The sequence below is a fragment of the Acinetobacter sp. 25-47-122 genome, assembly GCF_056779695.1.
This window is the reverse complement of sequence record NZ_JBWYIJ010000004.1, coordinates 118,164-131,572: the sequence shown is the minus strand read 5'-3', so window position 1 is coordinate 131,572 and position 13,409 is coordinate 118,164. Positions and strand designations below refer to the sequence as shown.

At 36.4% G+C, this 13,409-nt stretch carries 18 protein-coding genes; 6 read left to right on the top strand and 12 right to left on the bottom strand.

Going from position 1 to position 13,409, the window contains the following annotated elements:
* The first annotated feature begins 7 nt into the window (after nucleotides 1-7).
* A complete protein-coding gene (locus tag AC1M9P_RS05050) occupies nucleotides 8-775 on the top strand; it encodes a transporter (RefSeq protein ID WP_481586890.1) in 768 nt (255 codons plus the stop codon).
* 61 nt (nucleotides 776-836) lie between these two features.
* Here AC1M9P_RS05050 and AC1M9P_RS05045 read toward each other — a convergent pair whose 3' ends face one another.
* Entirely contained in the window at nucleotides 837-1,751 is a 915-nt protein-coding gene (locus AC1M9P_RS05045) for an alpha/beta hydrolase (RefSeq protein WP_035264694.1), read from the bottom strand.
* Nucleotides 1,752-1,894: 143 nt separating this feature from the next.
* Between AC1M9P_RS05045 and AC1M9P_RS05040 the strand changes: the two genes are divergently transcribed.
* Nucleotides 1,895-2,332: a DUF2147 domain-containing protein gene (locus tag AC1M9P_RS05040; protein WP_481586889.1), complete on the top strand. Its 438-nt coding sequence runs from the start codon at nucleotides 1,895-1,897 to the stop codon at nucleotides 2,330-2,332.
* Between the two features lie 48 nt (nucleotides 2,333-2,380).
* Here AC1M9P_RS05040 and AC1M9P_RS05035 read toward each other — a convergent pair whose 3' ends face one another.
* Nucleotides 2,381-2,731, bottom strand: coding sequence for a Spx/MgsR family RNA polymerase-binding regulatory protein (locus AC1M9P_RS05035; protein ID WP_481586888.1), 351 nt, complete (start codon nucleotides 2,729-2,731; stop codon nucleotides 2,381-2,383).
* A 431-nt stretch (nucleotides 2,732-3,162) separates the two neighbouring features.
* Nucleotides 3,163-3,981, bottom strand: a complete 819-nt coding sequence (locus AC1M9P_RS05030; protein ID WP_481586887.1) for an exodeoxyribonuclease III — start codon at nucleotides 3,979-3,981, stop codon at nucleotides 3,163-3,165.
* A gap of 38 nt (nucleotides 3,982-4,019) precedes the next feature.
* On the opposite strand from AC1M9P_RS05030, the gene pyrE reads away from it, so the two are divergent.
* Nucleotides 4,020-4,670, top strand: a complete 651-nt coding sequence (gene pyrE / locus AC1M9P_RS05025; protein ID WP_481586886.1) for an orotate phosphoribosyltransferase — start codon at nucleotides 4,020-4,022, stop codon at nucleotides 4,668-4,670.
* A 182-nt stretch (nucleotides 4,671-4,852) separates the two neighbouring features.
* On the opposite strand, the gene arsH is transcribed toward pyrE, so the two are convergent.
* Genes arsH through AC1M9P_RS05010 form a run of 3 tightly spaced genes read right to left on the bottom strand, consistent with a single transcriptional unit; the run spans nucleotide 4,853 to nucleotide 6,922 of the window.
* The gene (arsH, locus tag AC1M9P_RS05020) at nucleotides 4,853-5,557 is read right to left on the bottom strand and encodes an arsenical resistance protein ArsH (protein ID WP_481586963.1); all 705 of its coding nucleotides are present in this window, start codon (nucleotides 5,555-5,557) and stop codon (nucleotides 4,853-4,855) included.
* A gap of 5 nt (nucleotides 5,558-5,562) precedes the next feature.
* Nucleotides 5,563-6,603, bottom strand: coding sequence for an ACR3 family arsenite efflux transporter (gene arsB, locus AC1M9P_RS05015; RefSeq protein WP_481586885.1), 1,041 nt, complete (start codon nucleotides 6,601-6,603; stop codon nucleotides 5,563-5,565).
* A 4-nt stretch (nucleotides 6,604-6,607) separates the two neighbouring features.
* A complete protein-coding gene (locus tag AC1M9P_RS05010; protein ID WP_481586962.1) occupies nucleotides 6,608-6,922 on the bottom strand; it encodes an ArsR/SmtB family transcription factor in 315 nt (104 codons plus the stop codon).
* A gap of 82 nt (nucleotides 6,923-7,004) precedes the next feature.
* On the opposite strand from AC1M9P_RS05010, the gene arsC reads away from it, so the two are divergent.
* Complete coding sequence (gene arsC, locus AC1M9P_RS05005) at nucleotides 7,005-7,433, top strand: arsenate reductase (glutaredoxin) (protein ID WP_481586884.1); 429 nt, start codon at nucleotides 7,005-7,007, stop codon at nucleotides 7,431-7,433.
* 494 nt (nucleotides 7,434-7,927) lie between these two features.
* On the opposite strand, the gene AC1M9P_RS05000 is transcribed toward arsC, so the two are convergent.
* Entirely contained in the window at nucleotides 7,928-8,152 is a 225-nt protein-coding gene (locus AC1M9P_RS05000) for a hypothetical protein (RefSeq protein WP_481586883.1), read from the bottom strand.
* Nucleotides 8,153-8,300: 148 nt separating this feature from the next.
* On the opposite strand from AC1M9P_RS05000, the gene AC1M9P_RS04995 reads away from it, so the two are divergent.
* The gene (locus AC1M9P_RS04995; protein ID WP_481586882.1) at nucleotides 8,301-8,843 is read left to right on the top strand and encodes a hypothetical protein; all 543 of its coding nucleotides are present in this window, start codon (nucleotides 8,301-8,303) and stop codon (nucleotides 8,841-8,843) included.
* A 368-nt stretch (nucleotides 8,844-9,211) separates the two neighbouring features.
* Nucleotides 9,212-9,736 (top strand): hypothetical protein, encoded by a 525-nt coding sequence (locus tag AC1M9P_RS04990; RefSeq protein WP_481586881.1) that lies wholly within the window; start codon nucleotides 9,212-9,214, stop codon nucleotides 9,734-9,736.
* Nucleotides 9,737-9,770: 34 nt separating this feature from the next.
* Here the strand turns inward: AC1M9P_RS04990 and AC1M9P_RS04985 are convergent, their stop codons facing one another.
* The 5 genes from AC1M9P_RS04985 to AC1M9P_RS04965 form a co-directional block, all read right to left on the bottom strand.
* The gene (locus AC1M9P_RS04985) at nucleotides 9,771-9,971 is read right to left on the bottom strand and encodes a DUF3565 domain-containing protein (protein ID WP_481586880.1); all 201 of its coding nucleotides are present in this window, start codon (nucleotides 9,969-9,971) and stop codon (nucleotides 9,771-9,773) included.
* 49 nt (nucleotides 9,972-10,020) lie between these two features.
* Nucleotides 10,021-10,644, bottom strand: a complete 624-nt coding sequence (locus AC1M9P_RS04980; RefSeq protein WP_481586879.1) for a LysE family translocator — start codon at nucleotides 10,642-10,644, stop codon at nucleotides 10,021-10,023.
* A gap of 146 nt (nucleotides 10,645-10,790) precedes the next feature.
* Nucleotides 10,791-11,402, bottom strand: a complete 612-nt coding sequence (locus tag AC1M9P_RS04975; protein WP_092766521.1) for an NAD(P)-dependent oxidoreductase — start codon at nucleotides 11,400-11,402, stop codon at nucleotides 10,791-10,793.
* 253 nt (nucleotides 11,403-11,655) lie between these two features.
* Entirely contained in the window at nucleotides 11,656-12,588 is a 933-nt protein-coding gene (locus AC1M9P_RS04970) for a HEAT repeat domain-containing protein (RefSeq protein WP_481586878.1), read from the bottom strand.
* A 71-nt stretch (nucleotides 12,589-12,659) separates the two neighbouring features.
* Nucleotides 12,660-13,217 (bottom strand): hypothetical protein, encoded by a 558-nt coding sequence (locus tag AC1M9P_RS04965; protein ID WP_481586877.1) that lies wholly within the window; start codon nucleotides 13,215-13,217, stop codon nucleotides 12,660-12,662.
* Nucleotides 13,218-13,409 lie beyond the last annotated feature (192 nt).

Below are 13,409 nucleotides of genomic sequence, written 5' to 3'. Positions count from 1 at the left end.
GTGCCCCATGACAAAATTAAAACAACTGAGCTTGATACTTTGCTCAACCGCGAGTGTAAGTGCGATGGCTGCAGATTTTGCCTTCGATCGACCTGGTACGAGTTTCAGCACAGGCATTACGCCCGTAGGTCAATTGGCATGGGAGCAGGGACTTCCAACTGCACAGTATGTTGAAAGTACTGAAAATGGTTTTAAAAATAAATCATTGCGACTCAATGCTGATGTCCTGTTGCGTACGGGATTGAGTAAGAATACTGAGCTTCAATTGGGTTGGGATGGCCCAGCGTGGGAGCGGACCCGAATCCAAAATCGAACTGATGACCATGATGGTTTAGGTGATGTTTCTGTTGGGATTAAGCATCACGTTGACTTACAAGATGATCAACTGAAAATGGCAATTTTGGCACAAGCTAAAATCGCAACAGGAAATGATCGTTTTACTTATGTTGATGATATTTACACTTTGGGCTCATCTGTTGAGTATCAATATAACGATACTGTAACGACAGGAATAGGAATGTTCTATTCAGTTCAAAATAGTGACTGGTCGGTGACTGCTGTACCTACTATTGGGTATAAAATCGTGGGTAATTTATCGGGCTATTCTGAAGCAGTATTTACCAAGAAAGAAAGCCAAGAGCGAGAGTATGGACTGGCATCTGGTTTAATCTATGCCTTGAATGATCGTGCGCAGTTAGATGCAAGCATCGGTGTAGACCTAAGTGGATCCGATCGAAGTTATCATGGTGGATTCGGTGTCTCATACTTATTCTAAATGAATAAAAAAGGAGTAGCTTACGCTACTCTTTTTTATGTTTACTTCAGTTTTGATTCAATCAGTCTTTATCCAAACGATGGGCAAACTCTGCGATATCGGTCAAAGCTTGCTTTGCTTCATCAAACCAAGCGCTAAACATTTGGAAGTTATGCCACATACCGGTGTATAACTTAAACTCAACATCTACTCCAGCTGCTTTAGCCTTTTCTTCAAATCGCGTAGAGTCGTCTAACAAAATTTCTTTTGAACCCACCTGAACCAATGTCGGTGGCAATCCTTTGAGATCTCCAAAAATTGGGGAAATTTCGGGAATTGAGACATCTACACCTTTAGGAACATAATGATTTATGCCTGCTTCTAAAGCTTCAATTGACAATAAAGCATCATGCTTTTGATTGTAGCGTAGAGATTCACTGGTCAAAGTTAAGTCAAGAAAGGGTGACATTAAAATCAAGCCACTTGGAAGAAGTTTTGGATTTTCTTCTTTTAAACGTAAAGCCAGTGCAAGTGCTAAATTGGCACCACAAGAATCGCCAGATAAAATAATATCTTTCGGTTGAGCACCTTGCTCTACCAATAATTGGTACACATCATAGATTGCTTCTCCGAGATCGGGGAAACGTTGTTCAGGTGAAAGAGGGTAATCGATATGTAGCACTTGCATTTGAGTCCGAAGTGCCATTTCAGTCATCAATGCGCGATGTGTATTTAACGATCCTAAAAAGAATGCGCCACCATGAATGTGAAAAATGAGCTGAGTCGTTTCAGGTTGAGGCAAAATTTCTTCGGCACGAATACCTGCGATTCTTAGTTTTCGAATACTGACATCTTTGGACTGTGGAAAAACACGCGTCATCTGCTCTAAGGCAACACGAAGTACGGTGGGGGGAAGATTAAAGCGACTCGGAAAGCGAAGACTCGTTTTTAAAAAAGACTCTGTTATGTATTGTTTCAAAACCGGATTGATCTTCATTGTTTTTCCATATTAATGAAATTATGTTTATTATCAGCACACAGCATTACAATGGTACACTAAATAGTCACATTCAAAAATTGCTTAAATGTTATCAATTTTTAATAATATTAAAGTCAATTCAGCAAGGGAAACAAAAAACAATGAAAAAAATTGCACTAACGTTAGGATTACTCGCTTCAGCAGTATTTGCAAATGCTGCAGATCCACTCAATGGTACCGTGTGGAATACGATTGATGAGAAAACTAAAAAAGCTAAAGCTTTTGTAAAATTCACTGAACAGCCAAACGGAACATTGAATGCAACGATTCAGAGTGTTGTCACACCGGGTCAAGAAAATTCATGTACGAACTGTGAAGGTCCCTATCACAAGAAATCTTTAAAAGGTTTAACCATTGTGAAGGGTCTTAAAAATGTAGGTGGAACGAATTACGATGGTGGTTCAATCTTAGACCCACAATCTGGAAAAACTTACAAATTGAAGGGTTCATTGAAAGACGGTGGTCAAAAGCTCGAACTTCGTGGTTTCATCGGCGTATCAGCGCTGGGTCGTAACCAAACTTGGGTACGCGTGAACTAATTTAAGATTCATAAAAAAGCCGAGTAGTTGCTCGGCTTTTTTTATTTCTTATTTCTTTAATGCTTTTATCGCATTCTCATCAAAACCTACTACATAACCTGATTCAGTAGTGATCACTGGTCTTTTAATAAGGCTCGTATGTGTAGTCAGTGCTTCAATCAAACCCTGTTCAGATGCAAGGGCAATTTCTTGATCTTCCTCAGATAATTTACGCCAAGTCGTTCCCTTTTTATTGAGGACAAGTTCAGCACCAAGATCATTTAGCCATTTTTGTACTGTTTCAGCATCAATACCTTGTTTCTTATAATCGTGGAACTCATAACTAAGCCCCAACTCATTGAGTAAATCGAATGCTTTTTTCATCGAGTTGCAATTTTTAATGCCGTAAACTTTAATCATCTCTAACAGTCTTATTCATTGTGATCAGTCTAGAGCTTAGCAAAATTTACGCAAAAACATAAATGGGATCAGAATATTTTAAATAGGTTTGAAATCTACAGTGTGGCTTTATGGTGGTTATCAATAAAATGGTGGAAAATTTCTTATCTTAAAATTTGTATTGATCTTTTAAATAGAGAAAACCCGCATTAAATCATCCTGATCATGCGGGTCTCAATTCAACGTCCAATGTCTTCATCCTTGGAAAATAAACCGAAATTTATTTTCTTTTCATCCTACGGCTTCCAATCCCTATTGTCATCCTGACATGTCCCTGTGCCGTGCGACAATAATGCACTGAATTAGTCGGAATAAAAATACGTTAACACGACAAGATTTGTGAGCAATTAGCGTACATTTAGTAAACAGTTGTTCACTCAGTTTGCACGGCACTAAATTTTATAATCGATAATGACAGGGGCATGATCGCTAAACCACGTTTCTTTATATACCCATGCATTCACAGTACGATCTTTCCAATCTGGTGAGCAAGCTTGATAGTCAATCCGCCAACCCACGTTCTTGGCACGGGCTTGTCCTCGGTTTGACCACCATGAATAAAGTTCTGCTTCTTTACGCACTTCACGGAAGGTATCGACATAGCCTAAATCATCATAAATATGATCGAGCCATGCACGTTCATGTGGTAAACAACCTGAAGCTTTTTGATTGCCTGACCAGTTCTTAATATCAATGCGTTTATGTACGATATTGTAGTCACCGCAAACAATCACAGATTTACCTTCATCACGCCATTGTTTTAAGATCAGCTTATATTGATTTAGAAAGTGATCTTTACGTGCTTGTGCTTCTTCACCAGAAGAACCTGATGGTAAATAGAGTGAGCAAATATGAGCTGTTTTCTCTAAGCCTAGATCAAATTCTGCTGAGATAAAACGACCTTGTGAATCAGCCAATTCAAAACCCAGACCATCGGTAACTGAGATAAACGGCAAACGACTATAGATTGCGGTACCAGCATAGCCAGGACGCTCAGCTGGGAATAGGTGTGTATACCAACCTTCTGGCTTAAATTTATCTGTCCATTGTTCGTGTGTAATACGGGATTCTTGCATGCAAATGACATCGGCATCTGAAGTTGCCATCCAGTTAAAAATTCCTTTTTTTTCTGCAGAACGAAGACCATTTACGTTGATTGATACGACACGTAAAATTTTTTGATCACTAGGATAGCTACTCTTTGGTATCATGCTCGAGTTTAACCTCAATTTAATAAATGGAGCACCTCATGACAGCGCAAGCGGCATTTAATCCACAAGCTTTTATCGAACTGGCATTATCACGTGGTGTGCTTAAATTTGGTGAGTTTACTTTAAAATCAGGTCGTGTGAGTCCTTATTTTTTTAACGCCGGTTTGTTAAATGACGGTGAAGCCTTAACTGGCTTGGCTTCTGGCTATGCAGCAAAGTTAACTGAATGCGAACACGTTGAAGTGATATTTGGCCCTGCATATAAAGGGATTCCATTTGTAGCTGCAACGGCTGTAGCATTGTCACAAAACCACGGTGTAAGTGTACCTTGGGGCTTCAACCGTAAAGAAGCTAAAGATCACGGTGAGGGTGGTGTGCTTGTGGGTGCTTCGGTAGAAGGTAAAAAGGTATGGATCATTGATGATGTGATCACTGCGGGTACAGCCATTCGTGAAGTTGTGACCATTTTAAAAAATGCAGGCGCGCAAATAGCGGGTGTATTGGTTGCGCTTGACCGTCAAGAAAAAGGTCAGGGTGAATTGTCTGCGATTCAAGAAGTTCAAAAAGAGCTTGAAATTCCTGTGCATGCGCTGATCACAATGAAAGATTTAATGGATTACTTAGATGCTAAAGGCGACAAAGATGCTTTAGCGAAAATGGAAGCGTACCGTGTGAAGTACGGTATCTAAGTCTTATAAAGTTATACTTAATATTAATGTGAAACATTGCTTAATAAATAAGCGTGGAACGTGAAGAATCTATAAAAAAGCCCAGATCTATAGGTCTGGGTTTTTATATCGATATAAGTTGTTGATTTGTATTTAATAAAAAATCATTTCGTATAAGGTGTATTATGTTAATTTTAAGAAATCTAAATACTCTTTTGATTCACACGCTTTGAAAGCTCTTCTGCACTTTCTACACGTTCAGAGTAACGGTCAGTGAGATATGAGGACTGTCCCCTGGTTAAAAGCGTAAATTTATAAAGTTCTTCCATCACATCGACAATCCTCATGTAATAAGAAGAAGGCTTCATACGACCATCCTCTTCAAACTCTAGAAATGCTTTAGGGACTGAGGACTGATTTGGTATCGTGATCATACGCATCCAACGCCCTAAAATACGTAATTGATTTACAGCATTAAAGGATTGCGAACCTCCACAAACTTGCATTACAGCTAAGGTTTTACCTTGCGTTGCACGGATTGCACCCGCTGCTAATGGAATCCAATCAATTTGAGCTTTCAATATCGAACTCATTGAGCCATGACGCTCAGGAGAGCACCACACCATGCCTTCTGACCATGCTAAGAGTTCATGGAGTTCCTTAACCTTTGGATGTTGCATATCACCATCTTCAGGGAGGGGTAGCCCTTTTGGATGGAAGATTTTCACTTCCGCACCAAAATATTCAAGGATTCGACCAGCTTCCTGAACAGCTAAACGGCTATATGATCTATCACGATTTGAGCCATACAAAAGCAGTATTCTTGGTGGATGTTTAAGGTTCTTTGCCTGAACTTTTTCTAAAGTCGGTTTTTCTAAAAGACTAGGATCAATATTCGGTAGGTTCATTCGACTCATGCCTCTTTAAACACTTTTTTTCTCAGCCATAGCGAAACTGTCACTAAGGCAATCAATACAGGAACTTCAACAAGCGGACCAATCACGGTTGTGAAAGCCACAGGTGAAGCTAATCCAAAAGTGGCAATCGCTACAGCCAGTGCTAATTCAAAATTGTTGCCTGCCGCAGTAAAGGAAATAGCAGTTGTTTTAGGATAATCGTTACCCATCCACTTACTCATAAAGAAGCTGATGAAGAACATCGCAACAAAGTAAATTGTCAAAGGAATAGCGATCCTAAGTACATCTAGAGGAAGGCTAACCACTTCACCACCTTTAAGACTGAACATGGCTACAATCGTGAATAAAAGGGCAATAAGGCTGATTGGGCTAATCTTTGGGATAAATTTATCCTGATACCAAGCCAAACCATTCTTTTTAACCAAAATCAGTCGGGTTAAAAACCCAAGTAAGAACGGAATACCTAGATAAATAAGAACAGCATGGGTAATTGTCCAAAAGCTCACATGAATGATTTGTGCTTCTACCCCAAAGAATGGTGGTAAGAAGGTTAAGAATAACCAGGCATAAGTACTAAAGAATAAGATCTGGAAGATACTGTTAAACGCGACTAAGGCAGCGACATATTGATTATCCCCACATGCCAGATCGTTCCAGACGAGGACCATCGCAATACATCGGGCTAAGCCTATGAGAATTAGGCCAGTCATGTATTCAGGATAGGCATGTAAAAAAATGATTGCCAAACCAAACATTAAGCAAGGTGCTATTAGCCAGTTTTGAACGAGAGATAATGTAAGGGTTCGCTTGTCCTCAAAGACTTTAGGCAAAGTCGCATAGTCTACTTTGGCAAGTGGTGGATACATCATCAAAATAAGCCCTATTGCGATAGGGATATTCACTGAATTAATGCTTAATTGATCGAGTACCACAGATGCTTGAGGAAAAAATACACCAATACCTACTCCTAATGCCATGGCAATGAAAATCCATAGCGTTAGATTTCGATCTAAGAATGAGAGCTTTGATCCGGACATTGAATTACTCGCATTGCATAGAGATAGATAAGTTGCTTGCAGGTTTATTCAGTATTTCATCATTTAAGACATTGAGCACTGCATTTACCCATTCTGGTAAATCAGGATTTAATCGGTAATACACCCATTGTCCCTTGCGCTCATCTAGCAAAATTGAGAGGTTACGGAGTAAAGCCAAGTGACGAGAAATTTTGGGTTGGCTCAGTTGTAAGATCTCTGTGATTTCACAAACACATACATTTTGTCTTGCTAAAATAATTTTTAAAATATCTAGACGTGTCGGGTCAGATAGGCATTTAAAGAAATCTGCTTGATCCATCATCTACACTCCAATATATGCTATTGCGAATATACGCATATCCATATATAAATGCAATATTATTAAGTTCCGAGTTAATCCAATGTCATCGAAAGTTAAGATCTATCACAACCCAGCTTGCGGAACATCAAGAAATACATTAGCTCTCATTCGAAATACAGGAGAAGAACCTGAAATTATTGAATACCTTCTTACCCCTCCGAGTAAGATTGAACTCATTAATTTAATTGAAAAAGCAGGGATTTCTGTACGTGAATCCATTCGTAAAAATGTAGAACCCTTTGAAACGCTCAAGTTGGATCAGCAGCACTGGACAAATGAACAGCTCATTAATTTTATGGTTGAGTATCCAATTTTAATTAACCGTCCATTTGTAGTGACTGAATTAGGTGTAAAACTATGTAGACCATCTGAACTCGTTTTAGATATTTTATCTGCACCTCAAATAGGTGCTTTTACTAAAGAAGATGGTGAAATAATCATCGATAAAAATGGTAAGCGGATTAAATAAATCCGCCTCATTTAACATAATAGAGCTTATGCGAAATGCAATTAAAATAATTATTTAAAATCAATTGCTTAAAAATTTTCAACCACCCTGAAAAACAGCAAAAAACCGACTTTGAAACATGTCGGTTTCTTTTTGAGCATATTTGTCATTTTTCGCCAATAAAATTGGTTGAAAAGCGATCAAAAACCGCAATTCCCTATAAGATATATGCCTTTTAAGATCAAATTCATCCCCAATTTCTGCGGACAACTTTTGGGATAAGTTTTAATCAATTTTGTACGCCTTGGCTCACATTCATTCAGGTATTTTGCGTCTATACCGATCCCCCTCAATTTTCTATGATGAACATATAGAGAGCAGGATGCTCCAGATAACAATAAGAAATCGTAGCAATGGAATATGCAGGTACGACAGGAGTTATACCAACGCATCAAATACGTAAAAAAGCCCAACAGGATGTTGGGCTTTTTTTATGCAGATGTATTACTTTAGATTTATTTCCCTAATATAAATTGCACATTAGAACCATTAGGAATATTACTAATTTGATTTGCTATTTCGGCTCTTAAACGCATTCCCTTGATACGATCAATAGAGTGAAGGTTACTCACTTCATACTCTCCGCCTAAAACAAAAGGTATTATAGGCACTAACCTTTCATTAATACCTAACTTACCATTCTCCTCTTGCCACTCTTTTTCTAATGAATATCCTGTCAATACATTGTAATCATTTAAAATTTATTCAGTTTTTCATACATAATAAGTGTCTAAAAAATCGGTGGCTATTCAGTGTTAACTTTAATCGTGAAATAAAATTAACGTTGAAAACTATGGACAAGAAAGGAATAAGACTGGAGTAGGCATAATGGCCGTATATGAGACTGAGAAATATAACGATTCTTTGACTTTCACTAGCGATCAGATAAGTAATTTACATCAAAAAATTGATGAGTTAACTCATGATTTAATAAAAATATTGCATGCATTTTTCGAAAAATTCTCACAAGTAATTAGCATGCTTGATTGGGATTATATGGCGGTTGAGCTCTGGTTGGACTGTGGCCAATTATATTTATTTCCAGAAAAAATCGTTGATAAAACAATTTCTTTTAGTGACTTAGGTGCAACTGAAAGACTTGATCCCTATCTTACTATTTGCCTCATATCTTATCTAAAAAAATATGATGCTTATGTTGAAAATTATTATATCTCAGATGATGAATTTGAAGCATGGTATTTAGAAAATGTTAAAGAAATTGTTAATAGCCTTGATATTGCTTTGAGTGATTATAGGCTCTCAAGTTTTATTCTGAAGTCATTAAATAATCAAAAAATTGTTTTTCGTTACTTTGGTTGCTCTAGAGAAACAGAATATGGAGAAACAACAATATCAACCATTAAAAAGTGAAAATTTCTAAAATTAAAATAATACATCTTATACGCAATTAAAAATGGGAGCCTATATCCGACATAGACACCAACATCTCAAACCGTCCGCTAAGAAAATTGCATGTGCATATATTCTAAAAGCGGACATTTCTATTTTGGGCTTACATTGGAATTTCGCATAAGAGATTTTATGTTAATTACCTATTTTCATACATAGTAAGTGTCTACAAAATCGATGGCTATTCAGTGGGCACGTATCTAGATAACGTAAATCATACATATCCTAAGACAAGTGAGGAAGCTGCAAAATATCTTTTTAATTTTAATCGAGAGTTAAGATTTATGTTAAGACAAATGGATAAAACTGGAAACAGATTTGAGTGAGTTATGACAATTCAATTTATTAAAAAAGATAGGTATTATATAGATTTCACTTGCAATGAAAATGCCAAAGATGAGGGTTTATCATTTGATATTAAATTAATGATCAATGAATATTTGAATGAATTTTCTTCAGAAATAAAGAGTCAACTTTGGGATTACTTTGCAGTGGAATTTTGGTTTGATTCTGGACAACTAATATTTTTCCCAGAAATAAAACTTGATGAAACGCCTACGGAATATGATCCTTATCCTGCTGATAGGTTAGATCCTTATCTTATTGTAAGGCTTACATCGTATTTGAAAAAATATGATACCTATATAGATCATAACAAGTTTACTGAGAGTGAGCTTGAAAAATGGTATTTCGAAAACTTAAAAGAAGTTTTTAATAGTATTGATATCGCCTTGAATAATCACGAACTTTCAAAATTTATTCTAAATTCTTTAAATCGAAAAAATATTGTTTTTTATTACTTTGGTACTTCTAGAGAAATTAAGTTTGGCGAAAAAACCATATCATACGACTAAAAAGTGAAAAATTCACAAATTAACATAATACACCTTATGCGTAATTCTTATCTGCATCACACAACCTACACTCCAACAACATCCCCAACTTTTCATTCCGTCCTTGTTCAGTCATTACCCAAGGGCGATTTTGCCAAGGTGGATTATGTCGAACATGCTGATTGTGTCCACAAGCCAGCTCGGTGACCCAATGGTTTTCATCATCTAGATGAAAACTAATAATGGCTTGTTGCATGATGAATATCCTCAGAGTTAAAACGTTACTGCAATTACCGCCAACAATATTAAAACAAAGAATAGTCAAGAAGTGTTGTCACCGAACCATACCCAGCAATGCTAATGAGAATCACGCCACACAAGGCTAAGATCTTTGAATAAAAACGTTGTTGAGAAATAGCGTTAAAACCTAAATAGACCAAAGATAGTACGACAAAATCTAGAAGAATCCATGTGATGATTAACAGCGTCAAACTTAAATCTATATTTGGTGTAATTTGAATAAACTGCGGAAAAAAAGCAGTGAAGAAAATAATATCTTTTGGATTGGAAATTCCAACTAAAAACCCTTTGGAAAAACCGCCATCGATAGGCTTGATCTTTGAAGAGGCAGTTTGATTGTGCTGAAAAGTTTCTCTAAGAATTTCAAAACCTAAATAGCCAATGTAAAGACATCCTAGGACTTTGATGATGTTGAAAATATGCTCATTAAAATGCAGAACACCCTTAAGTGCAAGAATTGAAAGGGTAATTAAACATAGTGAAGCAACATTAGTGCCTACAATAGTTTGTAATGCTTTTCGATAACCGCCTTTTGCACCTGCACTGGCCACCAAAATCATAACAGGGCCTGGAGTGGCAATCATAATAATGACGGTGAAAATATATAAAAAATACTCAAGATAATTCATGAAAATACTATTTTTTAAATTTTATTTATATGAATATTATAACCTCTTTAGATTTTATTCATCTCATTTATTTAAAATATCTCATAGAGCGAAATAAATAATAAAAAAGGAAGCTTAAGCTTCCTTTTTTACTATATTATTGAATATTAATAACCTACGCTAAAGCGCTCTTGAATATGGTTATTATTTTCAAGCTCATCACTGAGCGCTACTGCGAAATCTTCTGCAGAGATTTTACTGCCTTCTTCACCAACGATAAGTTCATCTTTACCAGAGCGATATTCACCAGTTCGCTTACCAGGACCGAATTCCGCTGCAGGAGCAATAAAGGTCCAGTCAATGTCGTCCACTTGTTTTAACTTATCAAAGAACTGAATACCTGCTTCCGCCTCAGCTTTATATGCATCAGGGAAGTCTTCTGTATCGATTACACGCACATTTTGATTTGGTACAGTTAAACCGCCAGCGCCACCAACAACAATATAACGTTTAACTTTTGATTCACGAATAGCATTAAGAAGTGAATTGATATCAAGACCTTGGAAACGTACTGCACTAATTACAGCATCTTGACCTTTCAGCTCATTTACAAGTGCTTCTTGATCATTTAAATCTAAATCTACAGTTAACACACGCTCTGTATCAGAAACTTTGCTTGTATTACGCGCAATCGCTTTGACGTAGTGTCCACGTGAAACAAGCTCTTCAAGAATACGAGAACCTGCCATGCCTGTTGCACCAATTAAAACTATTTTCATAATGCCCTCATTAAATTTATAACTATGATTATTGGAGTGCTAAATATTTAGTCATCACGATTAAGAAAATGAAATCATGAATGATTAAAATGTAATATTAATTTATCTTAAAATAAAAAATATTAATGTATTAAATCTATGTTGATTTATAGTTAAAATAGGAGTGAGAAGTTGTTTAATTATTTTAAATGTAAATTTTATGTAATTATAAGGTTGAAAAATATTCATATAAAACCAGTCTAACTCTTATTTATTATTGAAGTTGGTTTAAAGAAAATCGCCATATATCATTTTTATATCCATAGCTTTCATCTTTTGAGTTTGGTGGATGCTGTAAGATAAAATCATGTAGTTGCTTTTTTTGATCGTTATTCAGAACTTCAACAATAGCTGGTTGGTCGACAATTTGATTATTTAAATTCGCAACAATGTCTTCAATCATCTTCGGATTTTTATGCGCAAGTTGTTCTAAAGTTGTGTTATTTCCCTGACCATTTAGCAGATATTGAGAAAGAAATTGTGCTTCGTTTGGTGAGATAGAATTTTGTTGAAGAAGTTCTTGTGCAAGATTGTGCTGAGTTTGGACAGATGCGGTATGCGGTAGGCTAGAAATAAGAACTTGTTTAACCTTTGGATCTAAATTTGGATCCTGAAAACGTTGCTCTAAAGCGTGACTAATTTTCTGTCGAATCAAATCATTTTCAGGTAGGGATTTCTTGAGTTCATGTTCTCGATCAGTCAGCAACATCGCATTATTCAGTGCACCTATCGCTAAGCTTTGAATTTTAGGATTTTCATGTGTTAGAAATGGCAAAATTTGTTCAGTTGCTTCTAAAGGATTGAGAGAAGTAAGTTGAGTCAGGATTTCTTCTATTGCATTTTCATCATGCTGGTTTTGTTCAAGGAGCTGAATTAAATCATGTATTTTTTCTTCTCGATTCGCATTAGATTGATCCAGTTGAAGTAACTTTTTTGCCCATACGGGTAGGTTAGTGTTGAGTTTCATATCTGCACTATTTTCAGACAAGCTAGTCGCGCGATCTTCCTTGCTTTTTAGCGTTGAAGTATTATTATTTTGATTTGATATACTTTGAGTCGTATCTGCTGTCGATTTCAAATACACCCATAAAATTACTGCACAGATCACGAAAATCAAAATAACCAAAAAAATATTTTTCTTATTCATAATATTTTAATATTAAGCTGTCGTTGCCTTCAACATCAGAGATGTGAAGGCAATATAATGGAATGATTTATTTACACTCGTGTAATTGTGAGTAAGCTACTGTTGAAAGTTCCACGCGGTGTGCTTCCTCCTAGATTACCATTACCTGTCTGAGTGTAGAGCCATTTGGTAAAGCTGTCACATCGGAACGTTCCCTTTTGCCATGTATATTTGCTACAAGCACCGTTGGAGTTATATTGTGAACAGACTTGCACAGCTGGGTTCGGTGTTGCTGAATACAGCGTGTAAGCGACATGAGGTCGTTGCTGATTTGAAATCGCAGTGATTTGATTAGCAGCAGATGAGTAAGGAGATTTATATCCAAAACTTGTTTTGGCCTTTGCTCCCCAATATTTTGTAGTTTTAAATCCACTTAAGCTGACATATTCAATCACATCTACATATGCCGGTTTGTTCATGACTTGAACAATATTGTTTGAACTTACATATACACCTGTATGCCCTAATGCACCAACGAGTGGAACGTCGAGGTCTCGACCGAGTACATCACCGACTCGTGTAGGATTGCCTGCTGCTAAAGTAATTGAACTGATAGTGAGTAAACAGAGTGTAGAAATTATTTTAATCATGGACTTGTACCTATTGTTGGAATAGCAAGTCCTGTTAGTTTTATTCAACGATGTTAACGTTTGATGTAACTTGTATTTGAAGTTGTAACAATAATTTTGTAATTTTTCTTAATAATTTAATTTGAAATAGTAATATTATTTTGTGAGTAAACCTTAATAAAAAAGTAATAATTTTAGCGTAACTATGATATT

Bases quoted from the DNA above. Each gene is read 5' to 3' on its own strand.
- AC1M9P_RS05010 (WP_481586962.1), bottom strand. From the start codon at position 6,922: ATGGATCAAGCAGATTTCTTTAAATGCCTATCTGACCCGACACGTCTA.
- pyrE (WP_481586886.1), top strand. From the start codon at position 4,020: ATGACAGCGCAAGCGGCATTTAATCCACAAGCTTTTATCGAACTGGCA.
- AC1M9P_RS05040 (WP_481586889.1), top strand. From the start codon at position 1,895: ATGAAAAAAATTGCACTAACGTTAGGATTACTCGCTTCAGCAGTATTT.
- AC1M9P_RS04995 (WP_481586882.1), top strand. From the start codon at position 8,301: ATGGCCGTATATGAGACTGAGAAATATAACGATTCTTTGACTTTCACT.
- AC1M9P_RS05035 (WP_481586888.1), bottom strand. From the start codon at position 2,731: ATGATTAAAGTTTACGGCATTAAAAATTGCAACTCGATGAAAAAAGCA.
- AC1M9P_RS04965 (WP_481586877.1), bottom strand. From the start codon at position 13,217: ATGATTAAAATAATTTCTACACTCTGTTTACTCACTATCAGTTCAATT.
- AC1M9P_RS04970 (WP_481586878.1), bottom strand. From the start codon at position 12,588: ATGAATAAGAAAAATATTTTTTTGGTTATTTTGATTTTCGTGATCTGT.
- arsH (WP_481586963.1), bottom strand. From the start codon at position 5,557: ATGAACCTACCGAATATTGATCCTAGTCTTTTAGAAAAACCGACTTTA.
- AC1M9P_RS04975 (WP_092766521.1), bottom strand. From the start codon at position 11,402: ATGAAAATAGTTTTAATTGGTGCAACAGGCATGGCAGGTTCTCGTATT.
- AC1M9P_RS04980 (WP_481586879.1), bottom strand. From the start codon at position 10,644: ATGAATTATCTTGAGTATTTTTTATATATTTTCACCGTCATTATTATG.
- AC1M9P_RS05045 (WP_035264694.1), bottom strand. From the start codon at position 1,751: ATGAAGATCAATCCGGTTTTGAAACAATACATAACAGAGTCTTTTTTA.
- arsB (WP_481586885.1), bottom strand. From the start codon at position 6,603: ATGTCCGGATCAAAGCTCTCATTCTTAGATCGAAATCTAACGCTATGG.
- AC1M9P_RS05050 (WP_481586890.1), top strand. From the start codon at position 8: ATGACAAAATTAAAACAACTGAGCTTGATACTTTGCTCAACCGCGAGT.
- AC1M9P_RS04985 (WP_481586880.1), bottom strand. From the start codon at position 9,971: ATGCAACAAGCCATTATTAGTTTTCATCTAGATGATGAAAACCATTGG.
- AC1M9P_RS05030 (WP_481586887.1), bottom strand. From the start codon at position 3,981: ATGATACCAAAGAGTAGCTATCCTAGTGATCAAAAAATTTTACGTGTC.
- arsC (WP_481586884.1), top strand. From the start codon at position 7,005: ATGTCATCGAAAGTTAAGATCTATCACAACCCAGCTTGCGGAACATCA.
- AC1M9P_RS04990 (WP_481586881.1), top strand. From the start codon at position 9,212: ATGACAATTCAATTTATTAAAAAAGATAGGTATTATATAGATTTCACT.